The organism is Aeromonas sp. S11(2024), assembly GCF_041402345.1.
GTDB lineage: Bacteria > Pseudomonadota > Gammaproteobacteria > Enterobacterales > Aeromonadaceae > Aeromonas > Aeromonas veronii.
This window is the reverse complement of the sequence record NZ_JBGLRC010000002.1, coordinates 28,139-51,611: the sequence shown is the minus strand read 5'-3', so window position 1 is coordinate 51,611 and position 23,473 is coordinate 28,139. Positions and strand designations below refer to the sequence as shown.

The 23,473-nt window shown below is 52.1% G+C and carries 20 protein-coding genes, 6 tRNA genes and 3 pseudogenes; 9 read left to right on the top strand and 20 right to left on the bottom strand.

From position 1 onward, the window contains the following. Positions 1 to 134: 134 nt before the first annotated feature. From ACB040_RS02075 to pnuC, 6 genes are all read right to left on the bottom strand, one after another. Positions 135 to 536: a DUF1622 domain-containing protein gene (locus ACB040_RS02075; protein ID WP_338772251.1), complete on the bottom strand. Its 402-nt coding sequence runs from the start codon at positions 534 to 536 to the stop codon at positions 135 to 137. Between the two features lie 61 nt (positions 537 to 597). Next, complete coding sequence (locus ACB040_RS02070; RefSeq protein ID WP_338772250.1) at positions 598 to 1,518, bottom strand: alpha/beta hydrolase; 921 nt, start codon at positions 1,516 to 1,518, stop codon at positions 598 to 600. Positions 1,519 to 1,605: 87 nt separating this feature from the next. Beyond that, positions 1,606 to 1,932 carry a N(4)-acetylcytidine aminohydrolase gene (yqfB, locus tag ACB040_RS02065; RefSeq protein WP_371153074.1) on the bottom strand — a complete coding sequence of 109 codons (327 nt, stop codon included), beginning with the start codon at positions 1,930 to 1,932 and terminating at the stop codon, positions 1,606 to 1,608. Positions 1,933 to 1,974: 42 nt separating this feature from the next. Then, positions 1,975 to 2,646 carry a Crp/Fnr family transcriptional regulator gene (locus ACB040_RS02060; protein ID WP_371153073.1) on the bottom strand — a complete coding sequence of 224 codons (672 nt, stop codon included), beginning with the start codon at positions 2,644 to 2,646 and terminating at the stop codon, positions 1,975 to 1,977. Between the two features lie 105 nt (positions 2,647 to 2,751). Continuing rightward, a complete protein-coding gene (locus tag ACB040_RS02055; RefSeq protein WP_338772247.1) occupies positions 2,752 to 3,477 on the bottom strand; it encodes a nucleoside phosphorylase in 726 nt (241 codons plus the stop codon). 3 nt (positions 3,478 to 3,480) lie between these two features. Then, a complete protein-coding gene (gene pnuC / locus ACB040_RS02050) occupies positions 3,481 to 4,197 on the bottom strand; it encodes a nicotinamide riboside transporter PnuC (RefSeq protein ID WP_139460484.1) in 717 nt (238 codons plus the stop codon). A gap of 263 nt (positions 4,198 to 4,460) precedes the next feature. On the opposite strand from pnuC, the gene ACB040_RS02045 reads away from it, so the two are divergent. Continuing rightward, positions 4,461 to 6,293 carry an SLC13 family permease gene (locus ACB040_RS02045; protein ID WP_338772246.1) on the top strand — a complete coding sequence of 611 codons (1,833 nt, stop codon included), beginning with the start codon at positions 4,461 to 4,463 and terminating at the stop codon, positions 6,291 to 6,293. Positions 6,294 to 6,511: 218 nt separating this feature from the next. On the opposite strand, the gene ACB040_RS02040 is transcribed toward ACB040_RS02045, so the two are convergent. From ACB040_RS02040 to ACB040_RS02015, 6 genes are all read right to left on the bottom strand, one after another. Beyond that, a tRNA-Leu gene (locus ACB040_RS02040) sits at positions 6,512 to 6,595 on the bottom strand. Between the two features lie 8 nt (positions 6,596 to 6,603). After that, positions 6,604 to 6,680: transfer RNA gene (locus ACB040_RS02035), tRNA-Met, on the bottom strand. A 39-nt stretch (positions 6,681 to 6,719) separates the two neighbouring features. Next, a tRNA-Gln gene (locus tag ACB040_RS02030) sits at positions 6,720 to 6,794 on the bottom strand. A 41-nt stretch (positions 6,795 to 6,835) separates the two neighbouring features. After that, positions 6,836 to 6,910: transfer RNA gene (locus ACB040_RS02025), tRNA-Gln, on the bottom strand. 41 nt (positions 6,911 to 6,951) lie between these two features. Further along, a tRNA-Gln gene (locus ACB040_RS02020) sits at positions 6,952 to 7,026 on the bottom strand. A gap of 8 nt (positions 7,027 to 7,034) precedes the next feature. Continuing rightward, positions 7,035 to 7,111 (bottom strand) — tRNA-Met (locus tag ACB040_RS02015). Between the two features lie 444 nt (positions 7,112 to 7,555). Here ACB040_RS02015 and ACB040_RS02010 point away from each other — a divergent pair. Beyond that, positions 7,556 to 8,824 carry a site-specific integrase gene (locus tag ACB040_RS02010; protein WP_257688159.1) on the top strand — a complete coding sequence of 423 codons (1,269 nt, stop codon included), beginning with the start codon at positions 7,556 to 7,558 and terminating at the stop codon, positions 8,822 to 8,824. Between the two features lie 146 nt (positions 8,825 to 8,970). Here the strand turns inward: ACB040_RS02010 and ACB040_RS02005 are convergent, their stop codons facing one another. Further along, positions 8,971 to 9,930 (bottom strand): hypothetical protein, encoded by a 960-nt coding sequence (locus tag ACB040_RS02005; RefSeq protein ID WP_257688158.1) that lies wholly within the window; start codon positions 9,928 to 9,930, stop codon positions 8,971 to 8,973. A 408-nt stretch (positions 9,931 to 10,338) separates the two neighbouring features. On the opposite strand from ACB040_RS02005, the gene ACB040_RS02000 reads away from it, so the two are divergent. After that, positions 10,339 to 10,530 carry an AlpA family transcriptional regulator gene (locus ACB040_RS02000; RefSeq protein WP_257688017.1) on the top strand — a complete coding sequence of 64 codons (192 nt, stop codon included), beginning with the start codon at positions 10,339 to 10,341 and terminating at the stop codon, positions 10,528 to 10,530. A 531-nt stretch (positions 10,531 to 11,061) separates the two neighbouring features. Then, a complete protein-coding gene (locus ACB040_RS01995; RefSeq protein WP_257688016.1) occupies positions 11,062 to 11,745 on the top strand; it encodes an inovirus Gp2 family protein in 684 nt (227 codons plus the stop codon). Between the two features lie 46 nt (positions 11,746 to 11,791). Here the strand turns inward: ACB040_RS01995 and ACB040_RS01990 are convergent. Next, a pseudogene (locus ACB040_RS01990) lies at positions 11,792 to 12,034 on the bottom strand (transposase); the annotation flags it as partial. A 52-nt stretch (positions 12,035 to 12,086) separates the two neighbouring features. Here ACB040_RS01990 and ACB040_RS01985 point away from each other — a divergent pair. Both ACB040_RS01985 and ACB040_RS01980 read left to right on the top strand, forming a co-directional pair. Then, positions 12,087 to 12,781, top strand: a protein-coding gene (locus tag ACB040_RS01985; protein WP_162849160.1) for an IS1 family transposase whose coding sequence is annotated in 2 segments (ribosomal slippage) — positions 12,087 to 12,333 and positions 12,333 to 12,781 — 696 coding nt in all. Because the reading frame shifts where the segments join, the coding sequence is not laid out codon by codon here. 51 nt (positions 12,782 to 12,832) lie between these two features. Then, positions 12,833 to 13,114, top strand: a pseudogene (locus tag ACB040_RS01980) (transposase); the annotation flags it as partial. Between the two features lie 59 nt (positions 13,115 to 13,173). On the opposite strand, the pseudogene ACB040_RS01975 reads toward ACB040_RS01980, so the two are convergent. The 4 genes and pseudogenes from ACB040_RS01975 to galE all read right to left on the bottom strand — a co-directional run. Beyond that, a pseudogene (locus tag ACB040_RS01975) lies at positions 13,174 to 13,287 on the bottom strand (IS110 family transposase); the annotation flags it as partial. Between the two features lie 230 nt (positions 13,288 to 13,517). Further along, on the bottom strand, positions 13,518 to 14,675 hold the full coding sequence (gene galK, locus ACB040_RS01970) for a galactokinase (RefSeq protein ID WP_252657424.1): 1,158 nt from the start codon (positions 14,673 to 14,675) through the stop codon (positions 13,518 to 13,520). Positions 14,676 to 14,684: 9 nt separating this feature from the next. Then, the gene (gene galT / locus ACB040_RS01965; RefSeq protein WP_042080899.1) at positions 14,685 to 15,725 is read right to left on the bottom strand and encodes a galactose-1-phosphate uridylyltransferase; all 1,041 of its coding nucleotides are present in this window, start codon (positions 15,723 to 15,725) and stop codon (positions 14,685 to 14,687) included. Between the two features lie 26 nt (positions 15,726 to 15,751). Continuing rightward, on the bottom strand, positions 15,752 to 16,771 hold the full coding sequence (galE, locus tag ACB040_RS01960; protein ID WP_204524411.1) for a UDP-glucose 4-epimerase GalE: 1,020 nt from the start codon (positions 16,769 to 16,771) through the stop codon (positions 15,752 to 15,754). Positions 16,772 to 17,082: 311 nt separating this feature from the next. Between galE and galR the strand changes: the two genes are divergently transcribed. The 3 genes from galR (at position 17,083) to ACB040_RS01945 (ending at position 20,814) form a co-directional block, all read left to right on the top strand. Beyond that, the gene (gene galR / locus ACB040_RS01955; RefSeq protein ID WP_042080901.1) at positions 17,083 to 18,081 is read left to right on the top strand and encodes an HTH-type transcriptional regulator GalR; all 999 of its coding nucleotides are present in this window, start codon (positions 17,083 to 17,085) and stop codon (positions 18,079 to 18,081) included. A gap of 436 nt (positions 18,082 to 18,517) precedes the next feature. Then, complete coding sequence (locus tag ACB040_RS01950) at positions 18,518 to 19,768, top strand: maltoporin (RefSeq protein WP_042080902.1); 1,251 nt, start codon at positions 18,518 to 18,520, stop codon at positions 19,766 to 19,768. A 77-nt stretch (positions 19,769 to 19,845) separates the two neighbouring features. After that, complete coding sequence (locus ACB040_RS01945) at positions 19,846 to 20,814, top strand: MalM family protein (RefSeq protein ID WP_042080903.1); 969 nt, start codon at positions 19,846 to 19,848, stop codon at positions 20,812 to 20,814. Positions 20,815 to 20,935: 121 nt separating this feature from the next. Here ACB040_RS01945 and ACB040_RS01940 read toward each other — a convergent pair whose 3' ends face one another. Next, positions 20,936 to 21,352: a hypothetical protein gene (locus tag ACB040_RS01940; RefSeq protein ID WP_042080904.1), complete on the bottom strand. Its 417-nt coding sequence runs from the start codon at positions 21,350 to 21,352 to the stop codon at positions 20,936 to 20,938. A 41-nt stretch (positions 21,353 to 21,393) separates the two neighbouring features. Then, a complete protein-coding gene (locus ACB040_RS01935; RefSeq protein ID WP_252657143.1) occupies positions 21,394 to 23,436 on the bottom strand; it encodes a methyl-accepting chemotaxis protein in 2,043 nt (680 codons plus the stop codon). Positions 23,437 to 23,473 lie beyond the last annotated feature (37 nt).

Below are 23,473 nucleotides of genomic sequence, written 5' to 3'. Positions count from 1 at the left end.
GGCAGGGGAAACCTTGAAAAGGGTTCCATAGTTGACTGATTGCCAAAAGTGCGGGAAGGGTCACAAAGGTGCCATCCCGGGCCACGGCTGTGGTCGGGATGGCACTTGGCGCTGATGCTATGCAGGAATACTGGTTATTGAGCAGTCTTGGCCTGTTCGCTGCGCTGCTCCTGCTGGCGTTCTGCCTTCTCTTGTTGGCGCTCCGCTTGTGCTTCCAGCTCCTTGCCGAGGAAGTAGTTCAGGAAGGTGCGGATCACCGCAATGATGGCGAGGCGGATCAGCTCCTCCTTGCTCGGCGCGATCGTGGTGGCCAGGATGTCGGCGGCCAGCTGGAACTCCAGCGCCAGAATGAGCCAGCTGCCAAAGCAGAGGCGAATGCGCGGAAAGCCGGGCTGGTGATCCCGCACTCTTGCCGCCAGCCAGAGGGTCTTGCCAAGCCCTATCACCACACAGGCGATGGAGATGATCTCCAGCAGCAGCTGGAACAGCTCGACCCCGTGCATCATCCCCTCTTTCAGGCTCGCTATCTCAAACACTCGGGTCACCTCCCTGATTCAAAAGAGGACACTATTAACACATCGCTCGGCAAAGGCCAAATCAGAGTCTCTTGATAAGCAGTGAGAGCTGTTCAATGAGCTGACGCGCCGCGGGGCTGACTCCGGTCAGTTGGAAGAAGCCGTGTATAACACCCAGTTGCCGCTGACAGGTAGCCGTGACACCGGCTTGCAGCAGTTTGCGATAGAAGGCTTCCCCCTCATCGCGCAGCGGATCATATTCCGCCGTTACGATATGGGTCGGCGGTAATCCTGACAGGTCCGGATGGTGGAGAGGGCTGGCTTCGGGATGAGTGACGGGCTGCTCCCCCAGATAGGCGTGAAAACCGCTTAACAGCATGTCGCGGGTGATGAGGTAGTCATCCCCTAGCTGCCGATAGCTGTCACTGTCGCCCGCAGCATCGAGCATCGGATAGATGAGCAGTTGGGCTGCGGGCAAGGGGGCGCCTCGCTCCTTGAGTCGTAAGGTGGTGATCAGGGCTAGGTGGCCGCCGGCACTGTCGCCCGCAAGGGCAATCCTTGCCGGATCCCCATGCCATTTCTCCACATCGGCCATGATGGCGAGCGTAGCAGCCATTGCATCGTCATGTGCTGCAGGATAGGTGTGTTCAGGGGCAAGGCGGGTATGTACCGCGAACACCAGTGCCTCGGCGCGATTGCACAGCATCCGCATCTGGCGGTCGTGAGTGTCGAACTCACCGCTGACAAAACAGCCGCCATGAAAGTAGATCAGGGCCGGACGGCTTGCACTTGAGGTGGACGCTGGCTGATAAAGGCGAACGGAATAATGGCCGTTTTGCCACTCTTCGGCAGCGCCAACCTCCTCTTGTTCACCACCCAATATGGCTGAAGCAAGATAGCCTTCACGCCGCTCCTGCCAGCTCAGGCTGCTCGCCTTGGGGCGGCCTGCGGCAATGAACTCTGTCACCATGGCCGCAATGGCCGGTTCAAGTTGTGTTTCCATAACGCACTAATGACTGTATATAAAAACAGTTATTTTGCGCTTTTAGCCAGAAAGCGCAACCGGCGTTAGCTGAGGCAGCTCACAAAATCAGGCTTCAAGCAGCTGGAATTCAATCACATAGAGCGGCGGCAGATCGGGGTAGATATCGCGGATCACCTGTTTGAGCTCGGGGAGGGTCATGTTCTCCTGACGGGCGTGCTCGTCGTTCAGTTCATCGAAGGCGACCGTCTTGACCGAGAGCACCTCTATGGTGCCAAAGGGCTGGTGCTCCGGGTTGGTGAACAGTACCAGCCGCTGGCCGGGTTGCCAGTTGGCTTCGCTCTCGTCGCGGATGGTGATGGTCTTGCGGCCCGCCTGAATGTCGGCAACGAAGCGGCTGAAGAAGGTGAATTCGGGATAGGGATGGGCAGACATGGTGACTCCTGACAGGGTGAATCGAAATGAGGTGAATGGAAATCAAAGATCGAGATAGGCGCGCAGCCTGGCCAGATCGGCGATAACGGGGCCATTGCTGCCGTCGGCAACTATGCCCTGTTCGACCAGCTCCTTGAGGGCGCGGCGGTAGACCCGCTCGGTGGTGCCGAAGCGCGCCGCCTCATGGGCCCGCGTGCGTGACCCCAGCATGGGGGTGCGCTGGCGTTCTCGCCACAGCTCATAGGCGATGTTGTAGGCAATGGGGTGGAGCAGCCGGCTGGTGGTGATCTCCAGGGTATCGAGATAGTCGCTGGCAAGTGCGGCGGCGAAAAAGAGGGTCAACTCAGGTTCTGCCAGCAGCCGCTGGGCCAGCTTGTGGGCGCAGATGACCCGGGCGTCCAGCTCGGTTTCGGCCACCACGTTCCACTGCACCGGGGTGGCGCTGAAGAACTCCATTTCGCCGAAGATCTGGCTGTGACACTCAATCTCGCCGAGCTGGAAGATGCGGCCCGAGTGGACGGCGCTATTGAGGGAGACCCGCCCTGCGCCCACCAGATAGAGCTGCTCGCTCAGCTCCCCCTGCCGCATGATCAATTCGCCCGGCAGGTAACGGCGCAGAAACAGGGTGCAGGCGTCGAGCGCCGCGGCAAAGCGGGGTTCAAGCTGCTGGAGTTCGGCGTGAAAACGGCCGAGGGGGTAGGGCTGTTGCTGCATGACTTGCCTGTCGCACCGGATGACGAGGGCCATGAGGCTAGCAAGAGTGCGGGCCGGATACCAGCCCGCACGGTAGCGGATGTGCCGCAGTTAACGGTTTACGGTTTATTGCACCAGGGCGTGGAGGGCAGCTGCGATGGCGTGCTGCTCCCCGGCCATCATCGCCTGTTCGGCGCTGGCGTAATCCGCCACCCCTTGCTGCACATCCTGCTCGAACAACACCACGTTGCAGAGCACGGCGGCGACCCGCACCTTGCGCAGGCGACCCACGGTCAACAGGGAGGCGGTCTCCATGTCAGCGCCCAGTACGCCACGGGCATGCCAGTAGCGGCACACCTCCTGCTCATCATCTCGATAGAAGCTGTCGTGGGAGCGTACCAGCCCGTGCCAATGAGGCTGGCTGCCAGTCGCTAAATGGTTGAGCAGGGCGGCTTGCAACCAGATATCGGCGCAGGCGGGGTACTCGGCGGGCAGATAGGCCTGCGAGGCCCCCTCATTGCGTACTGCTCCTTCCACCACGATAAGGTCGCCCAGCCCGATGTCGTGCTGCAGGGCACCGGCGGAGCCGACCCGAATAAGCGAGTGGGCACCGGCTTGCACCAGCTCCTCCAGCGCTATGATGGCCGAGGCACCGCCAATGCCGGTGCTGCAAACCGTGATGGGCTGCCCCTGATAGGATCCGTTGATGAGGCGAAACTCCCGGTTTTGCCCCAGCACTTCACACTGTTCGAGCTGGCTGGCGATGCGGTCGACCCGGGCCGGGTCGCCGCACAGTACCACCCGCTCGGCAATCTGGTCGGGGCGGCACTGCAGATGGGGTAACAGACTCATGGCTTACAGACCTTGTGGCTGGCGCTTGGCGGCAATCACCCAGAGGCGAGTGCCGTTGGCGGCGATAAACAGCAGGATCAGGTACTCCAGCGACATGGCGTAGACGCCCTGCGCGGCATAGACACCGATGCTGATGATGTTGATGACGACCCAGAGGATCCAGTTCTCCACGTATTTGCGGGTCATCAGGATCTGGGCGACCACCGAGAGCACCGTCATGCTGGCATCCCAGAACGGGAAGGCATCAGGGGAGGGCTCGGGAGTAGCAAGGTTGGCACCAAACAGGTTGAGCAGGGAGACCGAGGTGCGTGCCAGGGTGGCGAAGACCGGGTCGATATAGCGGGTCAGCAGAGCGATGGCCAGCACGCTCACGGCGGCGGTCACCATCAGTTTGGATCTGCTGAGCCAGCGGATCTGCAGGGTATCCCCTTGCTCGTTGGCCGGGCGGGTCCAGGCGTACCAGCCGTAGACGTTGGCGCAGAAGAAGAACAGCTGCAGCATCAACAGCCCGTAGAGCTGGATCTGGAAGAAGATGATGGCAAACAGGCTGACGTTGATCAGACCAAACAGGTAGTTGATGGTCTTCTCCTGACTGGCGAACCAGATACAGGCCAGCCCGAACAGGGTACCGATGGCTTCAATCCATGACATGGCATAGCCGCCACCCAGCGGTATGGTCACTAGGGTGTTATTGATGCTGAACAGCTCGAATATGCTCATTTTCTGATCCTTGGGCATGAGGGTTAGTATGCGAGGGGGCCATTCTAAGGGGTGAGGGGGAGGAGGGGCAGGACTTTTGTCCGCCCCGTACTTGGCCCATATCAAAGAAATCGCCGCTGCTGCCCGGTTATTCCAGCAGTGATGGGTTATGGGGTCCCGATGGGCCGGACTTTATTGATATGTAGCAAGATGATAGCGCCGTGGCTGTGGTCTGATAGAGTCCACTCTCCGGGAGGAGAATCACGTGATAAAAGGAGGTTGTATTGAATTCTGAGCTTGTCTGGGTGCTCTGTCTGCTGGCTGGCGCCATCTATCTCTTTATGACCAACAAGGTGCGGATGGATGTGGTCGCCCTGTTGATCATTATCCTCTTTGTGCTGAGCGGCACCCTCACCCTGCCAGAGGCGCTGGCGGGTTTTAGCGATCCCAACGTCATTCTGATTGCCGCCCTGTTTGTGGTGGGTGAGGGGCTGGTGCGTACCGGCATCGCCTATCAGGTGGGGGATGCATTGGTGAAGGTGGCGGGTAGCAGCGAGACCAAGCTGCTGGTGTTGCTGATGGTCGCGGTGGCGAGTCTGGGGGCGGTGATGAGCAGCACCGGAGTGGTGGCCATCTTTATCCCGGTGGTGCTGAGCGTGGCGAACCGGATGGGGATCCCGGCCGGTCGCCTGATGATGCCCCTCGGTTTTGCCGGGCTGATCAGCGGCATGATGACGCTGGTGGCCACGCCTCCCAACATGGTGGTCAACAGCGAGCTGATGCGTCACGGCATTCACGGCTTCAGCTTCTTCGATTTCACCCCCATGGGCCTGCTGATCCTGGGGCTGGGCATCCTCTACATGCTGTTGGTGCGCGGCTCCTTGGTGGGCGAGGGAGAAGAGGGCAAAGGCAAGCCGACCGGGCGCCGCACCCTGCGCGATCTGATCCGAGACTACCGACTGGCTGGCCGGGCCCGTCGTCTGGCGCTGCGGCCGGACTCCCCGCTGATTGGTCATACCCTGGACGAGCTGCAACTGCGCGCCCGTTATGGTGCCCACGTCATCGGGGTGGAGCGCTGGCGCAAGTTTCGCCGGGTGATGGTGCCGGTGTCGGGGATCAGTGAGTTCCAGGCCAAGGATGTGCTGCTGATCGACATGTCAGACCCCGAGGTGGATGTGCGGGCGTTTTGCAGCGAGGCGCGGCTTGAACCCATGATCCTGCGCGGGGAGTATTTCTCCGATCAGGCGCGGGAGGTGGGGATGGCCGAGGTGTCACTGATCCCCGAGTCCAAGCTGCTGGGTAAAAGCGTGCGTGAGGTGACCTTCCGCTCCAGCTATGGCCTGAGCGTGGTGGGGCTGCGCCGCGACGGTGAAGCGCTGGCAGGCAAGCTGGTGGACGAGCCGCTGCAGATGGGGGACACCCTGCTGGTGGTAGGGAACTGGAGCCACATCAGACAGTTGCAGACCCATAGCCGCGACTTTCTGCTGATGGGGCTGCCGGCCGAGGTGGACGAGATGGCCCCCGCCCGCAGTCAGGCTATTCATGCCCTCTTCTGTCTTGGAGTGATGATCCTGCTGATGGTGACCGATCCGGTGTCCAACGTGATTGCCGCGCTGATCGCCTGTCTGCTGATGGGCAAGTTTCGCTGCATCGACATGGAGAGTGCCTACAAGTCGATCCACTGGCCGACCCTGATCCTTATTGTCGGTATGCTCCCCTTCGCGCTGGCGCTGCAAAAAACCGGCGGGGTGGATCTGATCGTCGGTGGTCTGATCAATGCGGTAGGGGAGATGGGGCCGCGGGTCATGCTGGCCAGCCTGTTTGCCCTCTGCGCGGTGATCGGGCTCTTTATCTCCAACACCGCCACCGCAGTGCTGATGGCGCCCATTGCGCTGGGTACGGCCCAGCAGATGGGGGTATCGCCCTATCCGTTTGCCATGACCATTGCCATTGCCGCCTCGGCCGCTTTTATGACGCCGGTCTCGTCACCGGTGAATACTCTGGTACTGGGGCCGGGCAACTACAAGTTTGCCGATTTTATCCGTATCGGGGTGCCATTCACCCTGTTGGTGATGGCGGTCAGCGTGGTAGCGATCCCCTGGTTCTTCCCGTTCTGATAACCGGGATGATGAATGTGTGCACCAGCGGCCTGCGGGCCGCTTTTTTGTGGCCGGGAGACAAGAATAGCAAGGCGTGCTCGGAATAAATGAAGAGGGACGTGAACGTGAATTAACGTGGAGCTGGGTTAATAGAGGAGCGAGAGAAAAACTGGAGAGAGGCAAATTTCAGACACAAAAAAACCAGCGTGAGCTGGTCTGTTTGGTACTGCTATTAATGGTGCGGAAGGAGAGACTCGAACTCTCACGCCTAGGGCGCCAGAACCTAAATCTGGTGCGTCTACCAATTTCGCCACTTCCGCAATATTAATGGTGGCTATGACGGGATTCGAACCTGTGACCCCCGCATTATGAGTGCGATGCTCTAACCAACTGAGCTACATAGCCGTTTGTTATCAACCACTGATGTGGAAGAGAACAGAAAAATGGCTGGGGTACTAGGATTCGAACCTAGGGATGGCGAGATCAAAACCCGCTGCCTTACCGCTTGGCGATACCCCAACAGTGATGCCTGACAGAAACTATCAAACATCTTTCAAAAATGGCTGGGGTACTAGGATTCGAACCTAGGGATGGCGAGATCAAAACCCGCTGCCTTACCGCTTGGCGATACCCCAACAGTGATGCCTGACAGAAACTATCAAACACCTTTCAAAAATGGCTGGGGTACTAGGATTCGAACCTAGGGATGGCGAGATCAAAACCCGCTGCCTTACCGCTTGGCGATACCCCAACTAGAGATGGTGGCTATGACGGGATTCGAACCTGTGACCCCCGCATTATGAGTGCGATGCTCTAACCAACTGAGCTACATAGCCAACCTTGCTTCCGGTGAGTCGTTACCTCGTCACCGTGCGGGCCGAATTATGCGTATCTGGCTCTGGGGCGTCAACCCTTTTTTTGCCAGAAAAACGCAATTTGAGTGCGTTTGACCAGTTATTGGTCTCTGTTGCGCAAAAGCCCAACAATCTGGTTTTTTTTAAGACATTGCCATGATTGCCCGGGCAATGGCAGATAAAAAACAGGCCAGCAAATGCTGGCCTGTCATGGGATTAGACGTTGAACAGGAAGTTGGTCTTGAGTGAGTCTCCATGGATGTCATGAAGTCTCATCTTTTAATTCAACCTCTTTATTATCAATAAATTAAAGAGTTTTTGGTCTCACGACGTTTCAGGTGGAATCACTGGTAGCCAAGTAGTTTGTGTACGCAGTTGCGTACTCAAAATGCTATTGTGTACACAGCTTGAACAAAGGGGGCTAGGGTGGCGCTTAAGACAGATCGGGAAATCGCCAATTTGAAGGCGGAGGATGGCCAACGACAGGTGGTTGCTGTTGCTAGTGGGGCTGGTGGTGGGTTGTGTATCGAGGTTCGCAGTGGTGGGCGTTCTAAAACATGGCTTTACCGTTATCGTATCAATAATAAGGCCCGAAAATTCACATTGGGCTCTTACCCAGCAATGAGCTTGGCGGCTGCGCGAGTTGAGCACGGTAAGGCTGTTGCTTTGGTTAAGGCAGGAGAAGATCCTGCTGCTGTTGCCAAAGCATCCAAAGTGAAGCGGTCGGCTATGCCGACATTTGATGCGTTTTTTGAAGAGTGGTTGGAGTGGAAGCAAGTTGCCAGGCCTGCCCGAGCATCTACCGTTGAAGCCTATCGTCACACACACCGACTATATATAAGCAAAGCCATTGGTAGTCTGTTACTGAAAGATGTGACGCGAGCAGTGTTGTTTGCTCACTTATCTAAGGTTCGAGGGCGCAGCATACAGGCTGCGCGAAAGGCACTGACTATCTGTGCTCAGATGCTAGATCATGCTGTGAACCTAGAATTGCTCGAACTGAATCCAGCTCGAACCATTAAGCCATCAACAATTGGGGCTGAGGCGCCACCTCCTCGTCAACGTTGGCTTTGTCGTGAGGAAGTCGCTTCTTTTTGGCAAGGGCTATCAGAAGGAGGGTTCCATCCATCTCAGTCAAATTGTTTACGTTTGATTTTGTTAACTGGTGTTCGCCGTGGAGAAGCTACGGGCATGACCTGGGAGCAAGTTATTGGCAACAAATGGATCATTCCTGCCAGTAATACCAAGAATGGTAAAGAGCATACGGTCACGCTTCATAAGATGTCTCTAGAGATCCTTGCTCATCAACGAGCTATTAGCAGTGGCAGTCCTTGGGTTTTTGAGGCAATAAGAGAACACGAAGCTGGACAAGGTCATATTGATGGCAATGCCCTTCGTTGGGTGATAAATAAGGTAAGGTCTATTTCTATGGCCCAAAGTGAGCAATTCACCGTCCATGATTTACGGCGTAGCTTTGCTAGCTGTTGTGCAGAGTATTTGGATGCAAATGAAAGTGTGATTGAACTTGCTCTTAATCACAGCAAGCGAGATCGTCTCGTTGCTACTTATCAAGCGGGTAAACGTGCGGAACAGGTAGCTCGGCTTTTTGAAAAATGGGGTGAGTATATTGAAAAGCTCACTACAACAGAAAATACAATTCCAGACAATGTTGTTACTATAAACTTCAGGAAATAGATACCAATGATAAATCACATCAATTATATCTGAGACTATTATGGTTCATGATTAATGTGAGAAAAGTTAGTTGCCAACACCGGAACTATGGCTAAATACGGCAAGGAAATGCCAAGTGATTTCCTTGTCGTATTGTTGTAGAAAGCTCAAGGTCTCGTTATCTTCTCATACTCAGCCCTGATCAGGGCCTCAACTATTGCATTTTTATTTTCATTTCTAGCTAAGCTAAGTTTATCAAGAATATCGCCAATGTCTTGGCTCATGTTTATACTGTATTGTTTCTTTTCTTTGTTTTTATCTCGGTATTTTCTCTGGCTCCATGTTTTTTTCATGGTGAGTGCAATAAGTTTTGAGCTATCCTCATTTAATGTGCGCGTCACATCAAAAAATGAAATAATATCATCTCGAACTCCAATTGAACCAGGAAGTACTAGTGGTATATATCTTGGTTTGATATTAAGTAAGTAGTCAAATACCCACGTTGTTTTTTGATGTTCATCCTTGCTTAGCCAGTTAGTTATTTCTTTATTTTTTAGAGTGTATGAAGCTGCCTGTTTTATGTGGTCTAGTATTTGTAATTTAGTGGCCTTGCTAACTCTCAATCTATTTATACAGCAAGCGATTAAGAATGTGCTTATTTTTTCGTTGGTAATATCATCCATTCTCGCCATTTTTTTGCTGTTGTTTGGCTGCATTGTGTGTAAAAAATCATATTTAAGATCGAAACCGAACATCCTATTAGAGGTGTTCTCTAATATTAAATGACTTAATGTTCGCCATATATAAAAAATCAATCTGGTATTTTTGTCATCTATCCAATGTAGGTCACCCTTGGAAATACAAACTTGGGTATATTCGTTATGAATTACTTTGATAAATCGGTCGAGGTTAAGTGTTGAATTGTCTCTAACATCATTATCAGACATGAATCTTTGGGCGTTAGGATCTAAGCTGGCTCTTAATAATTCGTTTTCAAGATTTTCAGCTGCAGGAATTATACATACTGAGTACAAATTTATTTCACATGTTCTATACCAAAGATAATCAACGAAGTATCTGTCGAATAACTGTGTTCTGACAACTTTTCCATCCGCCCAGACCGCCATGCTTTTACCCCAATAACTTAAAACTACATTGTAGTTTTTATTGCGTCTTTCATGAGTGGTTTTTGTTGATTTTCGTGATGCATTTCACGTGTTTTTTATGTCTAGCCTGGTGCAGGCTATGTCAACCAGTGTCTGTGGTATCTGGTTTTAAGCTATCTATGTATATGGTGGTTTGGTTCCTGATATTGTTTGGTGTGCTATGAATTACTGTGTGTCAGTAAAGTTATTTCTTCATGAATTTATCGCAAAGTTCAGTGGAGGCCGGGCTTTATTATTCAGTTGTGGGAGGTAGTGAATTTACTCTACGAATTAATGAGATTGAGATTAGATCGGCTAGATAGTGGTTTTCTTCGGATGGTAATTTTTCACATGAGGTCCTTCGTTATGAAGAAATAACGGAGAGAGAACATGAAGTTGATTAAGCTAAAAGAAGTCATCGAAATGACTACCTTATCCAAAGCGACAATTTATCGCTTGATGAGCAAGGGGGCATTTCCTAGAGCCGCTCCTTTAGGGGCTCGTGCAGTCGCTTGGAAGCAGAGTGACGTAATAGAATGGATTGATTCGAAGGTATCCGCTAGAGAGGAGGTATCGAGCTAAGTTCAGAGTAACTTCTTTGTCCTAATGCTCGGTATTATCGAGAACTTATAGAAAATAACTGCGATTTTCTCGGTGATTTAGTCGGCTACTTAGTTTGGTAATAGTATTACTATACACGCGAAGTGTATAACAAGGTAAATGTGGCGTAGAGGATATACACACCAAGGTGTATAACAAGGTAGAGGGGGTAGGAGATATATCGAGGGTGAGAGTGATACACCATCAGAGTGTATCACAGGGTATGTGAACGAGAATATGTGATATATACACTTCGTGTATACCAATCAGATGCACATCAGGCTTGTACATCAGAGACAAGCCATTAGCCGTATACATCTGCATAGCGAAGCATATGTAAAGCACAGGGTGCTAAATGTTGGTTGATATATAAACCTAGTGGTTTGATAAGAGAGCAAGGTATCAGTTGTCCGTAAAGTTTTACGTAGCAATCCTCATTAATTACGATAAGTGAAGTCACCTGAGTATCTAACCCCAAGGCATGGATATTCCATGCGAACAATAGGTCTGTATATGAAGTCAATTGTTGGGTATCATTTAATAGCCGACGAGCTAGAAAACTTGCGAATTGATGCAGAAGCCAAGTATGGCGAAATATCACATGAACAATTGGAAACGTCATTAGGTGTGATCATGAACTTCTTGCATCGCTACCCACGAGTGTTTGCAGTGCGCGTTGATCTACGCTTTCCCCAGATACCAGTTATGGATGATCCGGACATGCCGACAAGCTTTCCACCGGAGGTAGAGGAGGAAAGGGTGATTAAGCGCTTTATAGCTTCACTAAAAAGCCAAATACAGGCGGCACGTCACCGTAAGGGTAAGGCTGGTAAACCATTCTTCTTGGGATTTATCTGGGTGAAGGAGCAAGTAACAAGCCAGTATCCTCATTATCACGTGGTGCTACTATTTAACCGAGATGATTATGGTCATCTTGGGGATTACTCTAATTTCGATGCGGATAACATGGCTACACGCATCCGTAAAGCTTGGTGTAGTGCATTGAGGCTCGCATACCCTGATTATGCGTCTTTGGTGCATTTCCCTGATGATGCAGAGTATCGATTTGATCGCCGAGATGCTGACCTACACAATGAGAAATTTTATAAATTCTTGGAGAGGACTGCGTATTTATTTAAATTACGTTCGAAAGTACGAGGTGAGCGTAATTTCGGGCGTAGTCAACTGATAAGGTAATGTTTACACTTAATTCATGGGCTCTAAATAACTGATCCTAATAGTGCTACACCTTCGCTGTGCCATAGCCATTCCCGGCGAAAGGAGACACGGTATCCATGAAGTGTTTCACTCGGGCCAGCAGGCTGGCCATTCCTCTACATTGATGATTGCGCGTGATGGTTTCATGTAACTTGTGCCACAGCCGTTCTATGTGATTAACCCAAGGGCTGTAAACTGGCTGGAACACCAAGCAGAACTTGGGGTTCTTCTTCAACCATCGCTCGGTCTGCTTGCTTTTGTGGGTGATGCATCCGATCGGTTGAGTTGATATGATGAACTCTTTTGAGACCGACAGCTTCATGGCATCCATCCCCGTTCACTGTCCTCGTTGCAACTCTGACCACGTATATCGCCATGGTAAGACCCCTGCTGGCCATGTTCGCTATCGTTGCCCCGTCTGTCCGCACGTGTTTCAGCTCACCTACACCTATGAAGCCCGCAAGCCTGGCGTCAAAGACAAGATTGTTGATATGGCGTTCAACGGCTCAGGTGTTCGTGATACTGCTCGCGTCCTCAAGATTGGCATCAACACCGTCATACGCACCCTAAAAAACTCACCCCAAGGCAAGTAACCTCCGAAAAGGGGGGGCTCGATGACGTGGCGCTTATCTGTGAACTTGATGAGCAATGGGCCTATGTTGGCAACAAACTGCATCGACATTGGCTTTGGTATGCCTTTGATACCAAGAGAAAACGAGTCGTGGCATATACCTTTGGCCCACGCAACGATGAGACATGCCGTCGGTTGCTGAGCCTGCTTTCTCCGTTCCAGATAGGCTTTATCACCAGTGATGACTGGGGAAGCTATGCCAGAGAGGTGCCGAGCGAGATGCATCTGACCGGGAAGATATTCACCCAGCGTATCGAGCGTAACAACCTGACGCTCAGAACGCGCATCAAGCGATTGGCTCGCAAGACCATCTGCTTCTCTCGTTCCGTTGAGCTCCACGAGAAAGTGATTGGTGCCTTTATAGAAAGACACCATTTCAACTGATTGGAGTCATTACCGTGAGCTGATCACCACGATCCTCTTCAAGTCTGCATCATGGGCAAGTCGCTTCACCCCATTACCAACTGGCCTCAATACAACAAGTCTCTGATTAGCCGTGGCTCTCTCACCTTCTGGGTTGATGCAGGCGCCATGGATAACTGGTTTCACCAAAACCAACACGGGCGACGGGGCCGCAACCAGCTCTACACCGACCAGACCATCTGCACCTTCCTGATGCTCAAGGGGATTTTCAACCTCACTCTGCGGGCCACTCAGGGACTACTCGACTCCCTGTTCGAGTTGATGAATGTGCCGTTGTGCGCACCGGACTATAGCTAATGGGATGGTCGCCCCTCCCCAAAACGGCATCTGAGTGCCCAAGTGGCGAATGTATGTAGTTGGTTAGCCAGAGCTGTTCGCTGCTCAACTATGAGCTGGCGAGCACTACGTAACGCCTTGATATCTTGTTGTTCTGTAGTTTTAACTGATACGAATTGGATCCCTGGTCGGAAAGCGCCATGAAAAAGGGACTGCCGGAGCAGTCCCTGAGGTAGGTTCATAGAGATAACATATATCTGAGATTTGGTTCAATTGTATTATCCACATGTTAATCAAAGCTGCTTACTGAGAGCGTTGTTTAACTAAACTAAGTCCAATGCTCATCGCTTAGCAATACGGCTATACCATGACCAGTTTGGAAATAGTTGACCACTACAATATTGAGGTGTCAGCGAAGATATCAGAATAGGCCGGCTCCGGCTGAGGGCTTACAGATATAGATGCTCGGGGCCAGACCGCTTACTTGGGGATAACGAATATTAACCTGTTCGCACAATGCTGCTGTCAGTGACTGTGGAACCAATGCAACCACACAACCACCAAACCCGCCACCTGTCATCCTCACACCACCACGACTGCCGATGATATCTTTGATTATGTCGACCAGGGCATCAATGGCGGGCACTGTGATGGCAAAATCATCACGCATCGAGGCATGAGAGGCTGCCATTAATTCGGCCATCATGACCATGTCTTCATTGGCAAGCGCATCGGCCGCTGCCAGCGTTCGTTCATTCTCGGAGATGACGTGGCGTGCACGGCTCGCGACGACAGGAGCCAGTTCGTTGGCTCGCTCCGTGAACTGGGTCATAGTCAGGTCGCGCAGTGCCTTGACCCCAAAATGCCGTGCGGCCTCTTCACACTGTGCTCTGCGGGTATTGTATTCGCTATCCACCAGGCCCCGGCGTACGTTCGAGTTGATTATGACCACATCAATGTCGGCCGGCATGCTTACAGGACGGGTTTTCAGGCTACGGCAATCGATCAGCAGGGCATGATCCTGCTGACCCAGGGCGGAGATGAACTGATCCATGATGCCGCAGTTGCAACCGACGAACCTGTTTTCCGCCAGTTGTCCGTTCAGGGCGATATCTGCCTGGCTGATGTCGAGGTGATTCATCTCTTTGAAGATCTGTCCTACCGCCACTTCCAGAGAGGCGGAAGAGCTCAGACCGGCTCCCTGCGGTACATTGCCACTGAGCACCAGGTCAGCCCCGGTCAGTTGACAGCCTCGCAATAGCAAATATTTGACGACACCTCGCACATAGTTGGCCCACAGGTATTCCGGGCGCGGCTCTATGGGGTGGCGCAAGTCAAATTCATCCAGCTGGTTGTCATAGTCGGCAGCGATCACCCTGATCAGGCTGTCTTGGCGGGGGGCCGCACTGATCACTGTCTGATAGTCAATGGCGCAGGGGAGCACGAAGCCGTCGTTGTAGTCCGTGTGTTCCCCGATGAGGTTGACACGCCCTGGAGCCTGAATGGCGAGGGTAGGGGGATAACCGTACTGGGTGTAAAAGGTGCGTTCAGTCACGCTGCGTGGCGATTCAATACTCATATCTCAACCTCAAACCTGTTCACGAAAATGGATATCACTGACGGAACGCAGGCGTTCGGCCGCCTGTTCTGCCGTCAGGTCACGCTGTGTTTCCGCCAGCATTTCATAGCCCACCATAAATTTGCGTACGCTCGCAGAGCGCAGCAGGGGCGGGTAGAAGTGGGCATGCAACTGCCAGTGGTCATTCTCCTCGCCATTGAAAGGCGCACCATGCCATCCCATCGAATAGGGGAAGGAGCACTGAAACAGGTTGTCATAGCGGCTGGTCAGCTTCTTGAGCGCAAGCGCGAGGTCTTCACGCTGTTGTGTTGTCAGGGCCGGTAGACGTGTTACCGCAAACTTGGGAAGCAACAGGGTTTCGAAGGGCCAGGCCGCCCAATAGGGCACCACTGCCAGCCAGTGCTCCGTTTCCACTACGGTACGGCGGCCGTCAGCCTGTTCGCGCTCCACATAATCGAGCAACATGGCACGACCATTTTTTGCAAAATACTCCCGTTGGGCATCATCTTCCCGCGCGGCTTCGTTGGGCAAGAAGTCGTTGGCCCAGATCTGCCCGTGTGGGTGGGGATTGGAGCAACCCATCATGGTTCCCTTGTTTTCGAATACCTGGATCCAGGGGTAGTCGCACCCCAGCTCTGCAGTTTGCTCGCACCAAGTGTTGACCACGGCGGTGAGGGAGGGGACGGACAACTCGGGTAAGGTCTTGCTGTGATCCGGTGAGAAGCAGATTACCCTGCTGGTGCCGCGCGCACTCTCTAGCTGGAAGAGGGGATCCTCGCTGGTTGGGGCCATCGGAGTATCAACAATCAGGGCTGCAAAGTCGTTGGTAAAGACGAAGGTCGACTGATAATCCGGATTTTTGTCACCAGTGACGCGAGTGTTGCTGGCGCAGAGGAAACAATCCGGATCGTGAGCTGATCGCTGGGTGCGATCGGGTTCATCCTGCTGCCCCTGCCAAGGGCGCTTAGCCCTGTGGGGAGAAACTAGAACCCACTGCTGGATCAATGGGTTGTAACGACGGTGGGGGTGATCGGTCGGTTCAAATTGCATAGGAAGGCCTGTCTCGTTCTGTACATTCATGGAAGGGGGTAACCGTTCGGATTTTGGGATTGCCAGCGCCAGGTATCGGCCGTCATCTCATCAAGCGTGCGATGAGCCTTCCACCCCAGCTCGTTGTAGGCTCGTGTTGGATCGGCCCAACACTGCGCTATGTCCCCGGCGCGGCGCGGCACGATCTCATAAGGCAGTTCGCGGCCACAGGCCTTGGAGAAGGCGGCATGAATGTCTAGGACGCTGTAGCCATGCCCAGAGCCCAGGTTGTAAACATGGACGCCAGCTTGCCCAAGAGTATGTTTCAAGGCTGCAACATGGCCATCGGCTAGATCCATGACATGAATGTAATCCCGCACGCCGGTACCATCCGGTGTCGGGTAGTCATCACCAAATATGGCGAGTTTGGCACGGCGGCCCACTGCCACCTGGGCAATATAAGGCATCAGGTTATTGGGAATGCCCTGGGGATCTTCGCCCATCAGGCCGCTGGGATGGGCTCCTACCGGATTGAAATAGCGCAACAGGGTTAATGACCAGTCGGGAGCTGATCGTGCAAAGTCCTTGATGAGACGCTCCACCATCAGCTTGCTCTGACCATAAGGGTTGGTGGCGCTAAAGGTTGGCGATTCCTCGGTGATGGGCATAGTCTCTGGTTCACCATAAACGGTGGCAGATGAGCTGAATAGCAAGGTCTTGACCCCGGCGCGTCGCATAGCCTGCAATAGCACCAAGGTGCCGCTGACATTGTTGTCATAGTACTCGAGAGGTTTTTGTACTGATTCACCTACAGCCTTGAGGCCAGCGAAGTGGATTACGGCATCTATTTGCTGGTCGGCAAAAACTCGATCAAGCAGGTCGGCATCTCGCACATCACCGTGATAGTGCAGAGGGCGTTGTCCGCTGAGAGTGTGGATACGTTCTAGGACACTTTCTCTGCTGTTAACCAAATTGTCCAACAAAATGGGGGTCATCCCGGCAGCGATAAGCTGCAAGCAGGTATGACTACCTATGTAACCAGTTCCACCCGTGACGAGTATCTTCAACATGAATCTCTCCTTGGCGCTCGTTTTGATTGGGTTTCATTAGTGTAACCGCTTACCCTTATTCTGCGCTTGTGGAAGTATGCCGGGAAGATTCACCTCCATTTTATGTGATTTTTGTCACGTTTTTATTCGCAATACGCATGATGCTGGAGAGCGGTGTATGTAAGATGATTACACGGCGAGGCGCTCGTATTGATAGAATGATCCCGCTTTTGGTATGAAAGCCGTGTCAGGCATTGGAAATGTCGGTAGTATCCTTACCATGTAAAGCACAGGTTTTTATTTATCCCGTTCACCGGAAAAACTAATTCATGGCAACTATCAAAGATGTAGCACTCCTGTCAGGCGTATCCGTCGCCACAGTCTCACGTGTCATCAATAAGTCGCCAAAGGCAAGTCAGGCATCACGCGATGCCGTCTTCAAGGCGATGCATGAACTCAACTACCACCCCAACGCGAACGCGAGAGCATTGGCCCATCAGAACAATGAAACTTTGGGATTGATTGTTGCTGATGTGTCTGACCCGTTCTTTGGCACCATGGTTAAAGTTGTTGAGCAAGTGGCACAGGCCACGGGGAATTTTCTGCTTATCGGAAATGGTTACCACGACGCAGCCAAAGAGAAGCATGTAATAGAGCAGTTGATAGGGCATCGCTGCTCTGGCTTGGTGGTTCATGCCAAAATGCTGCCAGATGAAGAGCTGATCCAGATGATGAGCTATGTTCCAGGCATGGTACTAATCAACCGTATTGTTCCAGGATTCGAGTCCCGTTGTGTTGCGCTAGATGATCGCTATGGTTCCTGGCTTGCGACTCGGCATTTGATTCAGGAAGGCCATAAGAAGATAGGATTTTTATGCTCAAATCATCAGATATCAGACTCTCAGGACCGTCTGCAGGGTTATCTGGATGCTCTGCAAGAGCACAATATTCCGGTTGATGAACGCCTGATCTCCCGCGGTAGTCCTGATGAATTGGGGGGGGAGGCTGCGATGACCGAGTTGCTGGGTCGGGGACCGCAGATGACAGCCGTCGTTTGCTATAACGATTCGATGGCGGCGGGGGCCTTGTCAGTGCTTAGCGATAACGGGATTGATGTTCCTCAAGACCTCTCTTTGGTGGGCTTTGATGATGTGCTGATATCTCGCTACTTGCGTCCGCGTCTCACCACAGTTAAATACCCCGTGGTGGCTATGGCAACGCAAGCTGCTGAGTTGGCTGTGGCTCTGTCGCGTGGTGAGGCCATCAATTCAGCGACCAACTTGTTTAGCCCGACCTTGGTTCGGCGCCATTCAGTCAAAACCTTGTAAATCTGACTCCCGCCTCTCTAAGTGGTCAAGATCCAATGATCTGGCCACTGCTTCTTCTTGACGTTGCCTTTAATGCCCGTCTCGCTATCCGCTCTGTTAGCTAAGACCTCTGCCTAAGTCGTTGGCTTAGGGCCTCTTTCAGTCCGCAGTGTCTGCTTGACAGCCTTGGTTGTGCGAAAACACTTTATTAACAGTGTAATCGATAACACTCCAGTGGTGATTTATTTTTATTGATTATCAATACCTTACATTAAGTCTTGTGTTGATGTAATGTGTTTTCACCATTTCAATGATGCTTGTTTCATGAATGTGTGATGCATGTCATGACAAAAGTTCAATCGTCGCGCATATAATCCGTTCCGTCGGTGAGAGCGTTTTCTTGGATGCTGACGTTCATCGCCATACATATATAGATACAACGGAGGAAGGAACGCACATGAAGACCAAATATTTGACATCATCGATTGCACTCGCTGTTGCCATGATGGCTGCGAATGCTCACGCTGTTGATTTTACTGGTTATTTCCGTTCTGGGGTCGGTGTTTCCCAAGATGGTAAACAGCAGACAGCGAATAAGGATCTATTAGGTCGCCTGGGTAATGAAGATGATACCTATGGCGAAATTGGTCTTGGACAAGAGCTGTTTAAAAAAGATGGCGTCTCGTTCTATGTAGACAGTATGGTCAGCATGGAAAGTGATGGTTCTAATGACGGTGAAAGTACCAAAGATGATGATGCAAAATTTGGTCTTCGTCAGTTTAATGCTAAAGTTAAAGGCCTCATTGCTAGCGATCCAGATGCAATACTGTGGGTTGGTAAGCGTTATTATCAGCGTCATGATCTGCATATTATCGACACCAAGTATTGGAACGTGTCCGGTGCAGGCGCAGGCTTGGAAAATCTGAAAGCAGGGCCAGGAGCATTCTCTTTTGCCTGGATCCGTTCCGACGGCAATGATATTGATAATTCCATTACCAATAATGATCTGAATATCAACTTCCTTGATGTACGCTATGCAGGATTAAAGCCCTGGAGTGGTGCTTGGACTGAGTTTGGTGTTGATTACGCTATGCCCAACCCAACTGATGAGCAAAAATCTGCTGGCTCCAGTTATGATCCAAAGAATGGGGTAATGGTGACTGGTGAAATCAGCCAATATTTTGATGGCTCAGGCATCAATGAAAAGCTGGTACTGCAGTATGCCAATAAAGGTCTGGCTCAGAATATGATCTCGCAAGGTGGTGGTTGGTATGACGTATGGCATACAACCGACGATGCCACTGGCTACCGCGTCATTTTGACTGGTGATATTCCAGTTGGTGAGCGTTTCTCAATCAACCATGTTTTCACTTATGGCAAGGGTGAAAAACTCCAAGCTTGGCACGACAATACTGAACTCTTTAGTGCAGTAGCTCGTGGTTCATATGCTTGGACTGATATTACTAAGACCTTGGTTGAGCTTGGCACTTTCGAGCGCACCAAAACTTGGACCAGTGGTTCTGAAGACAAAGAAAGTGGTCAAAAATATACGTTGGCACAAGCTTGGTCTGCTGGCCCTAGTATGATGGCTCGTCCTGAAATCCGTGTTTATGCAAGTTATCTGACAGATGGTGAAGGTGATTCCTTCAATGGTAACACCGATGACCATGCGTGGAACTTTGGTGTCCAAGCTGAAGCGTGGTGGTAATATCTACTCGGGTTTGTTACATGCTGCCCCCTTTTGGGGGCAGTCTTGTTTGTGTCACCATTTGATAGGGAAATACGATGAAGTTGGCCAATTATCTCCTTGCCGCCGCGGTGGCAGTCGTGTTGTCGGGCTGTTCAAGCATGACGGTTCCCCTGCAGCCGCATGAAGCCGTGTTAAATTCCCCCGATGCAGCTAAACAGGCGCTGCTTTCAGCCCAGAGTTGCTGCGCTTCCCTGTCGGCGCTTAAATATCAGCCTCTGGCGGAAGGCGATACGCTGCTGACCATTGATGGCGCTTCCCAGGTTTATAAATTTCAGGAAGGGTTGAGTTACCTGGCTGCCTACCAGTTGCCCACCAATACCGGTGATATGGTGGTCAAGGTTGCAGCCCAAGTGGGCAAGAGTGTCTTGATGCCGCAGGTATTGATGCTCAACAGCAATTTTGAAGTGACCCGGGTATTGGGCAAATCTCTGTTTAGTTACAAACCGGCACACCTGCTCGATAATGACCGTATTGAGGGCACCATTTACGTAAGCCGTAATGCACTCAAGCCAGAGGCGTATATGGTCATCTATTCACCGGCCACCGAGCTCTCGGGTTCGACCACGATTTTGCACCCCGCTAAGGCGTTTGCCCGAGCGACCTCCACTCAGGAGCCGCCGGTCAATGATCCGGTTATCCCGCACTCCCCGTGGGGATTGGTCAAGATTGAGCTGGTGGATCGCGCCAAGCTGGAAGGGGTCGATAATGTGTTTAAATCAGAATACAGCGACAAACTGGCATTGAGCCAAGGTGTGCAACCCAGTGCCATGGCGCTTGGCGCCGGTGCTGGCGCTGTGGCGGCAACGGCGATAAAGAATCAGCCAGCCGTCGCGACTCCGACCATGTTGGGTGAAACGGAGAACTTCTATCTGACCCAGATTGAGATAGCGGTGCAGGCTGGTGATATCGACAAGGCGATGAAACTGGTGGATGAAGCTGAGCGGGCTGGCTCGACCAAGGCCAAGACCACCTTTGTCGAGGCGGTCAAGCGCAGTCAGAAATAAGACGAGCCACGTTTCTTAAATAACAACGCCTGCTTAAGCAGGCGTTGTTATTTAAGAAACATAATGCCAGCTAATTTTTACGGGTTGGCATTATTTGTCGGTATTATCTGTGCGGCAATATTTAATCTTTACTGACGGTGACGATCACCTTGGCCGGGTCACGACGATCAAGCGTAAATGTGTAACTTCCATCAGCAGCTGGTGTAAATTTCATATCGCCCCACTGGTAACCGGCTTTGACCACCACGGGCTTGCCTGACTCGACTTTGCTGGTGGGATCGACCTGGCCATAGGTCGTGTCACTTTTCCATTTTTCATCAGCAATCTTGAACTTGTAAGCGCCGTGACTGGCTTGCAGTTGCGTCTTTACGCTCAATAGGTCGATCGCCTGAACCGTCATCTTGGCGGCAGCTGACGCTTCCCAGTTGTTCATCTCGCCACGTAAAAACAGAGCACGGGTTTGCGCCGAGTCATCATCGGCAAATGCAGGTTGCAGGCAACTGAGCATAGCCGCGACAAGCAGAGTACGTTTGAGCATGTTAGTAGGTCCTCATGGTCATGGGATATCTCCCGTTTTGGTCAGGTATTTTGCAGAACAAAGCGCTGTACCAGAGATTGCTGCTGTGATGAGAGCTTTTGCAGTTGCCCGCCGGTATGAGCCACATTGCCCAGCACTTTTTGGTTTTCATTGGCAATAGAGCTGATATTGCTGATGTTTCTGGCTATTTCTGTACTGGTTTGGCGCTGCTGTAGGGCCGCTGTAGCGATTCGACTGCTCAGTTCGGCCACTGAGTGAAGACTGTCTGAAAGAGCGCCAAGCATCATTCGGGTTTGTTGACTGTCCTGGCTACATGCCTGCATTACTCCGTGGCAGCGGACAATGGTCTCGACCGCTCCGGTAACCCCTTGCTGCAGGGCCGCAATGTGCGACTGGATCTGGGTTGTTGACTCTGCGGTATGACGGGCTAGCTGGCGTACCTCGTCGGCAACAACCGCGAAGCCACGGCCGTGCTCGCCGGCTCTGGCGGCTTCTATTGCCGCATTGAGCGCGAGCAGGTTAGTTTGCTCTGTGACCCGCTCAATGATCTCAAGAATGCCACCGATATTGACACTCAAGTGATGCACTGACTCAATGGCGTGGCAGGAGTTGGTCAGGTCGTCAGCTAATCGACTCATTCGCTCTGCAGTGTGCTTACTCATCATGCTGGTCTGAGTGGCTTCTTTCGCCACCTGTGCCAGCGTCTGTTCGGCCATTTCAGCACTGGTTGCCACTTCTCGCGCCGAATAATCCATCTCCTCCATCGCGGCGCAGACACTGTTAGTTTCACTTCGCTGCTGCTCAAGCTGGCGGGTGGCGCTTTGTTGTGCGCTCAGGTTGAGCTCGGCCATTTCCCCGAGTGAACGGGCGGCATGTACCACTTGGCTGAGCATATTGCTCATCTCGTGTGCCAAAGAATTGATCCCTTCGCCTACTTGCCCCAGTTCGTCATGACGATCCAGAATGGCTCGCTGTGTCATGTCACCACGACTTAGTGAGAGCAGTGTTGTGAGCAGTTGTTGCATGGGCTTACGAATGGCGCGAATCAGATGCAGTAAAATAAGAGCGCTCAAACACAGTGAAACCAGTAGCCCAACCGAGAGCCCGATTTCCAGTTGCAACAGAATACCCTGGCTTTGTGAAACCCGCGCACTGAGCTGGGCGTCCACGATGTCATCAATGGCAGAGAGTTCTGCGAGCAGTGAGTCAACCATGCGGGTTGCTTGCTCGCTTTGATTGCGCAATTGTTCACTGCGCATAGAAAGTTCCAGGTGTTTTGCCAAGAGTGCTTGGGGGCCGGAGAGCAAGGCAAATACGCTATCTAGGGTGATCCCGGCACTTTGTTCAAGGTCAATATAGTCACCAAAGGCACTTTCCTGCGTGCGTAATTGCACTGAGAGTTGCTTGCGCAGTGCAGCCAGTTTCATCGCTGATGCGGTGAGTTGCTCAACCTTGCTGGCAATCAGCTGGGGATCACGTTGTTTGAGAGAGTCTGTCACACTACTTGTTTGTAGCTCCAACTCTTGTAACAGCTGATTTTTTGTAAGCACGGCAGGATGAGCCCCCAGTGGCGCAACCAATATATCCAGTTGTCCGCGTAATTTTCGAAAAGCACTATTGAGTCTGTTATCGCGGCTGAGCGTCTGCTGATGGGAGAGATTAGTGGCATAGTCAGTTGCAAGTTGCTTTATCAGTGCCCAGTACTGGCTCTGCTGCTCGTCCAGCGTCAAGACCTTCTCTTGTAAATCGGCATCACTGTTGGTCTGCTCTTTTAGACGCTGCGCGTCTTGCTGGTAGCTTTGTTGCCATTGCTGCATGAGGGCTATCGCTTTATCGATATCCTCCACAGAGGGCTGCAATAAGGCGACTCGCAGGCTCTTATCGAGAGAGAAAAGGTCACGCGTCACCGCGCGGCTCTGTACCAACGTCGGGGCAGTGTGTCCGGTAAGCTCATTGACTTGGGCTGCCAATCTCTGTCCGGTATAAAGCGAAAGCCCGACCGAGAGAATCAGCAATAAGATGATGGTAAGAAATCCCAGTGCGATGCGCTGAATAATGGAAAAATGTCGTTTTGATGTCTTCATTGTAATCAATTACACGGATTAAGAGTTATGACACTCG

Excerpts from the sequence above, each read along its gene's own strand:
- ACB040_RS02070 (WP_338772250.1), bottom strand. The coding sequence starts at position 1,518 with ATGGAAACACAACTTGAACCGGCCATTGCGGCCATGGTGACAGAGTTC.
- yqfB (WP_371153074.1), bottom strand. The coding sequence starts at position 1,932 with ATGTCTGCCCATCCCTATCCCGAATTCACCTTCTTCAGCCGCTTCGTT.
- ACB040_RS02060 (WP_371153073.1), bottom strand. The coding sequence starts at position 2,646 with ATGCAGCAACAGCCCTACCCCCTCGGCCGTTTTCACGCCGAACTCCAG.
- ACB040_RS02055 (WP_338772247.1), bottom strand. The coding sequence starts at position 3,477 with ATGAGTCTGTTACCCCATCTGCAGTGCCGCCCCGACCAGATTGCCGAG.
- pnuC (WP_139460484.1), bottom strand. The coding sequence starts at position 4,197 with ATGAGCATATTCGAGCTGTTCAGCATCAATAACACCCTAGTGACCATA.
- ACB040_RS02005 (WP_257688158.1), bottom strand. The coding sequence starts at position 9,930 with ATGGCGGTCTGGGCGGATGGAAAAGTTGTCAGAACACAGTTATTCGAC.
- ACB040_RS02000 (WP_257688017.1), top strand. The coding sequence starts at position 10,339 with ATGAAGTTGATTAAGCTAAAAGAAGTCATCGAAATGACTACCTTATCC.
- ACB040_RS01995 (WP_257688016.1), top strand. The coding sequence starts at position 11,062 with ATGAAGTCAATTGTTGGGTATCATTTAATAGCCGACGAGCTAGAAAAC.
- galK (WP_252657424.1), bottom strand. The coding sequence starts at position 14,675 with ATGAGTATTGAATCGCCACGCAGCGTGACTGAACGCACCTTTTACACC.
- galT (WP_042080899.1), bottom strand. The coding sequence starts at position 15,725 with ATGCAATTTGAACCGACCGATCACCCCCACCGTCGTTACAACCCATTG.
- galR (WP_042080901.1), top strand. The coding sequence starts at position 17,083 with ATGGCAACTATCAAAGATGTAGCACTCCTGTCAGGCGTATCCGTCGCC.
- ACB040_RS01950 (WP_042080902.1), top strand. The coding sequence starts at position 18,518 with ATGAAGACCAAATATTTGACATCATCGATTGCACTCGCTGTTGCCATG.
- ACB040_RS01945 (WP_042080903.1), top strand. The coding sequence starts at position 19,846 with ATGAAGTTGGCCAATTATCTCCTTGCCGCCGCGGTGGCAGTCGTGTTG.
- ACB040_RS01940 (WP_042080904.1), bottom strand. The coding sequence starts at position 21,352 with ATGCTCAAACGTACTCTGCTTGTCGCGGCTATGCTCAGTTGCCTGCAA.
- ACB040_RS01935 (WP_252657143.1), bottom strand. The coding sequence starts at position 23,436 with ATGAAGACATCAAAACGACATTTTTCCATTATTCAGCGCATCGCACTG.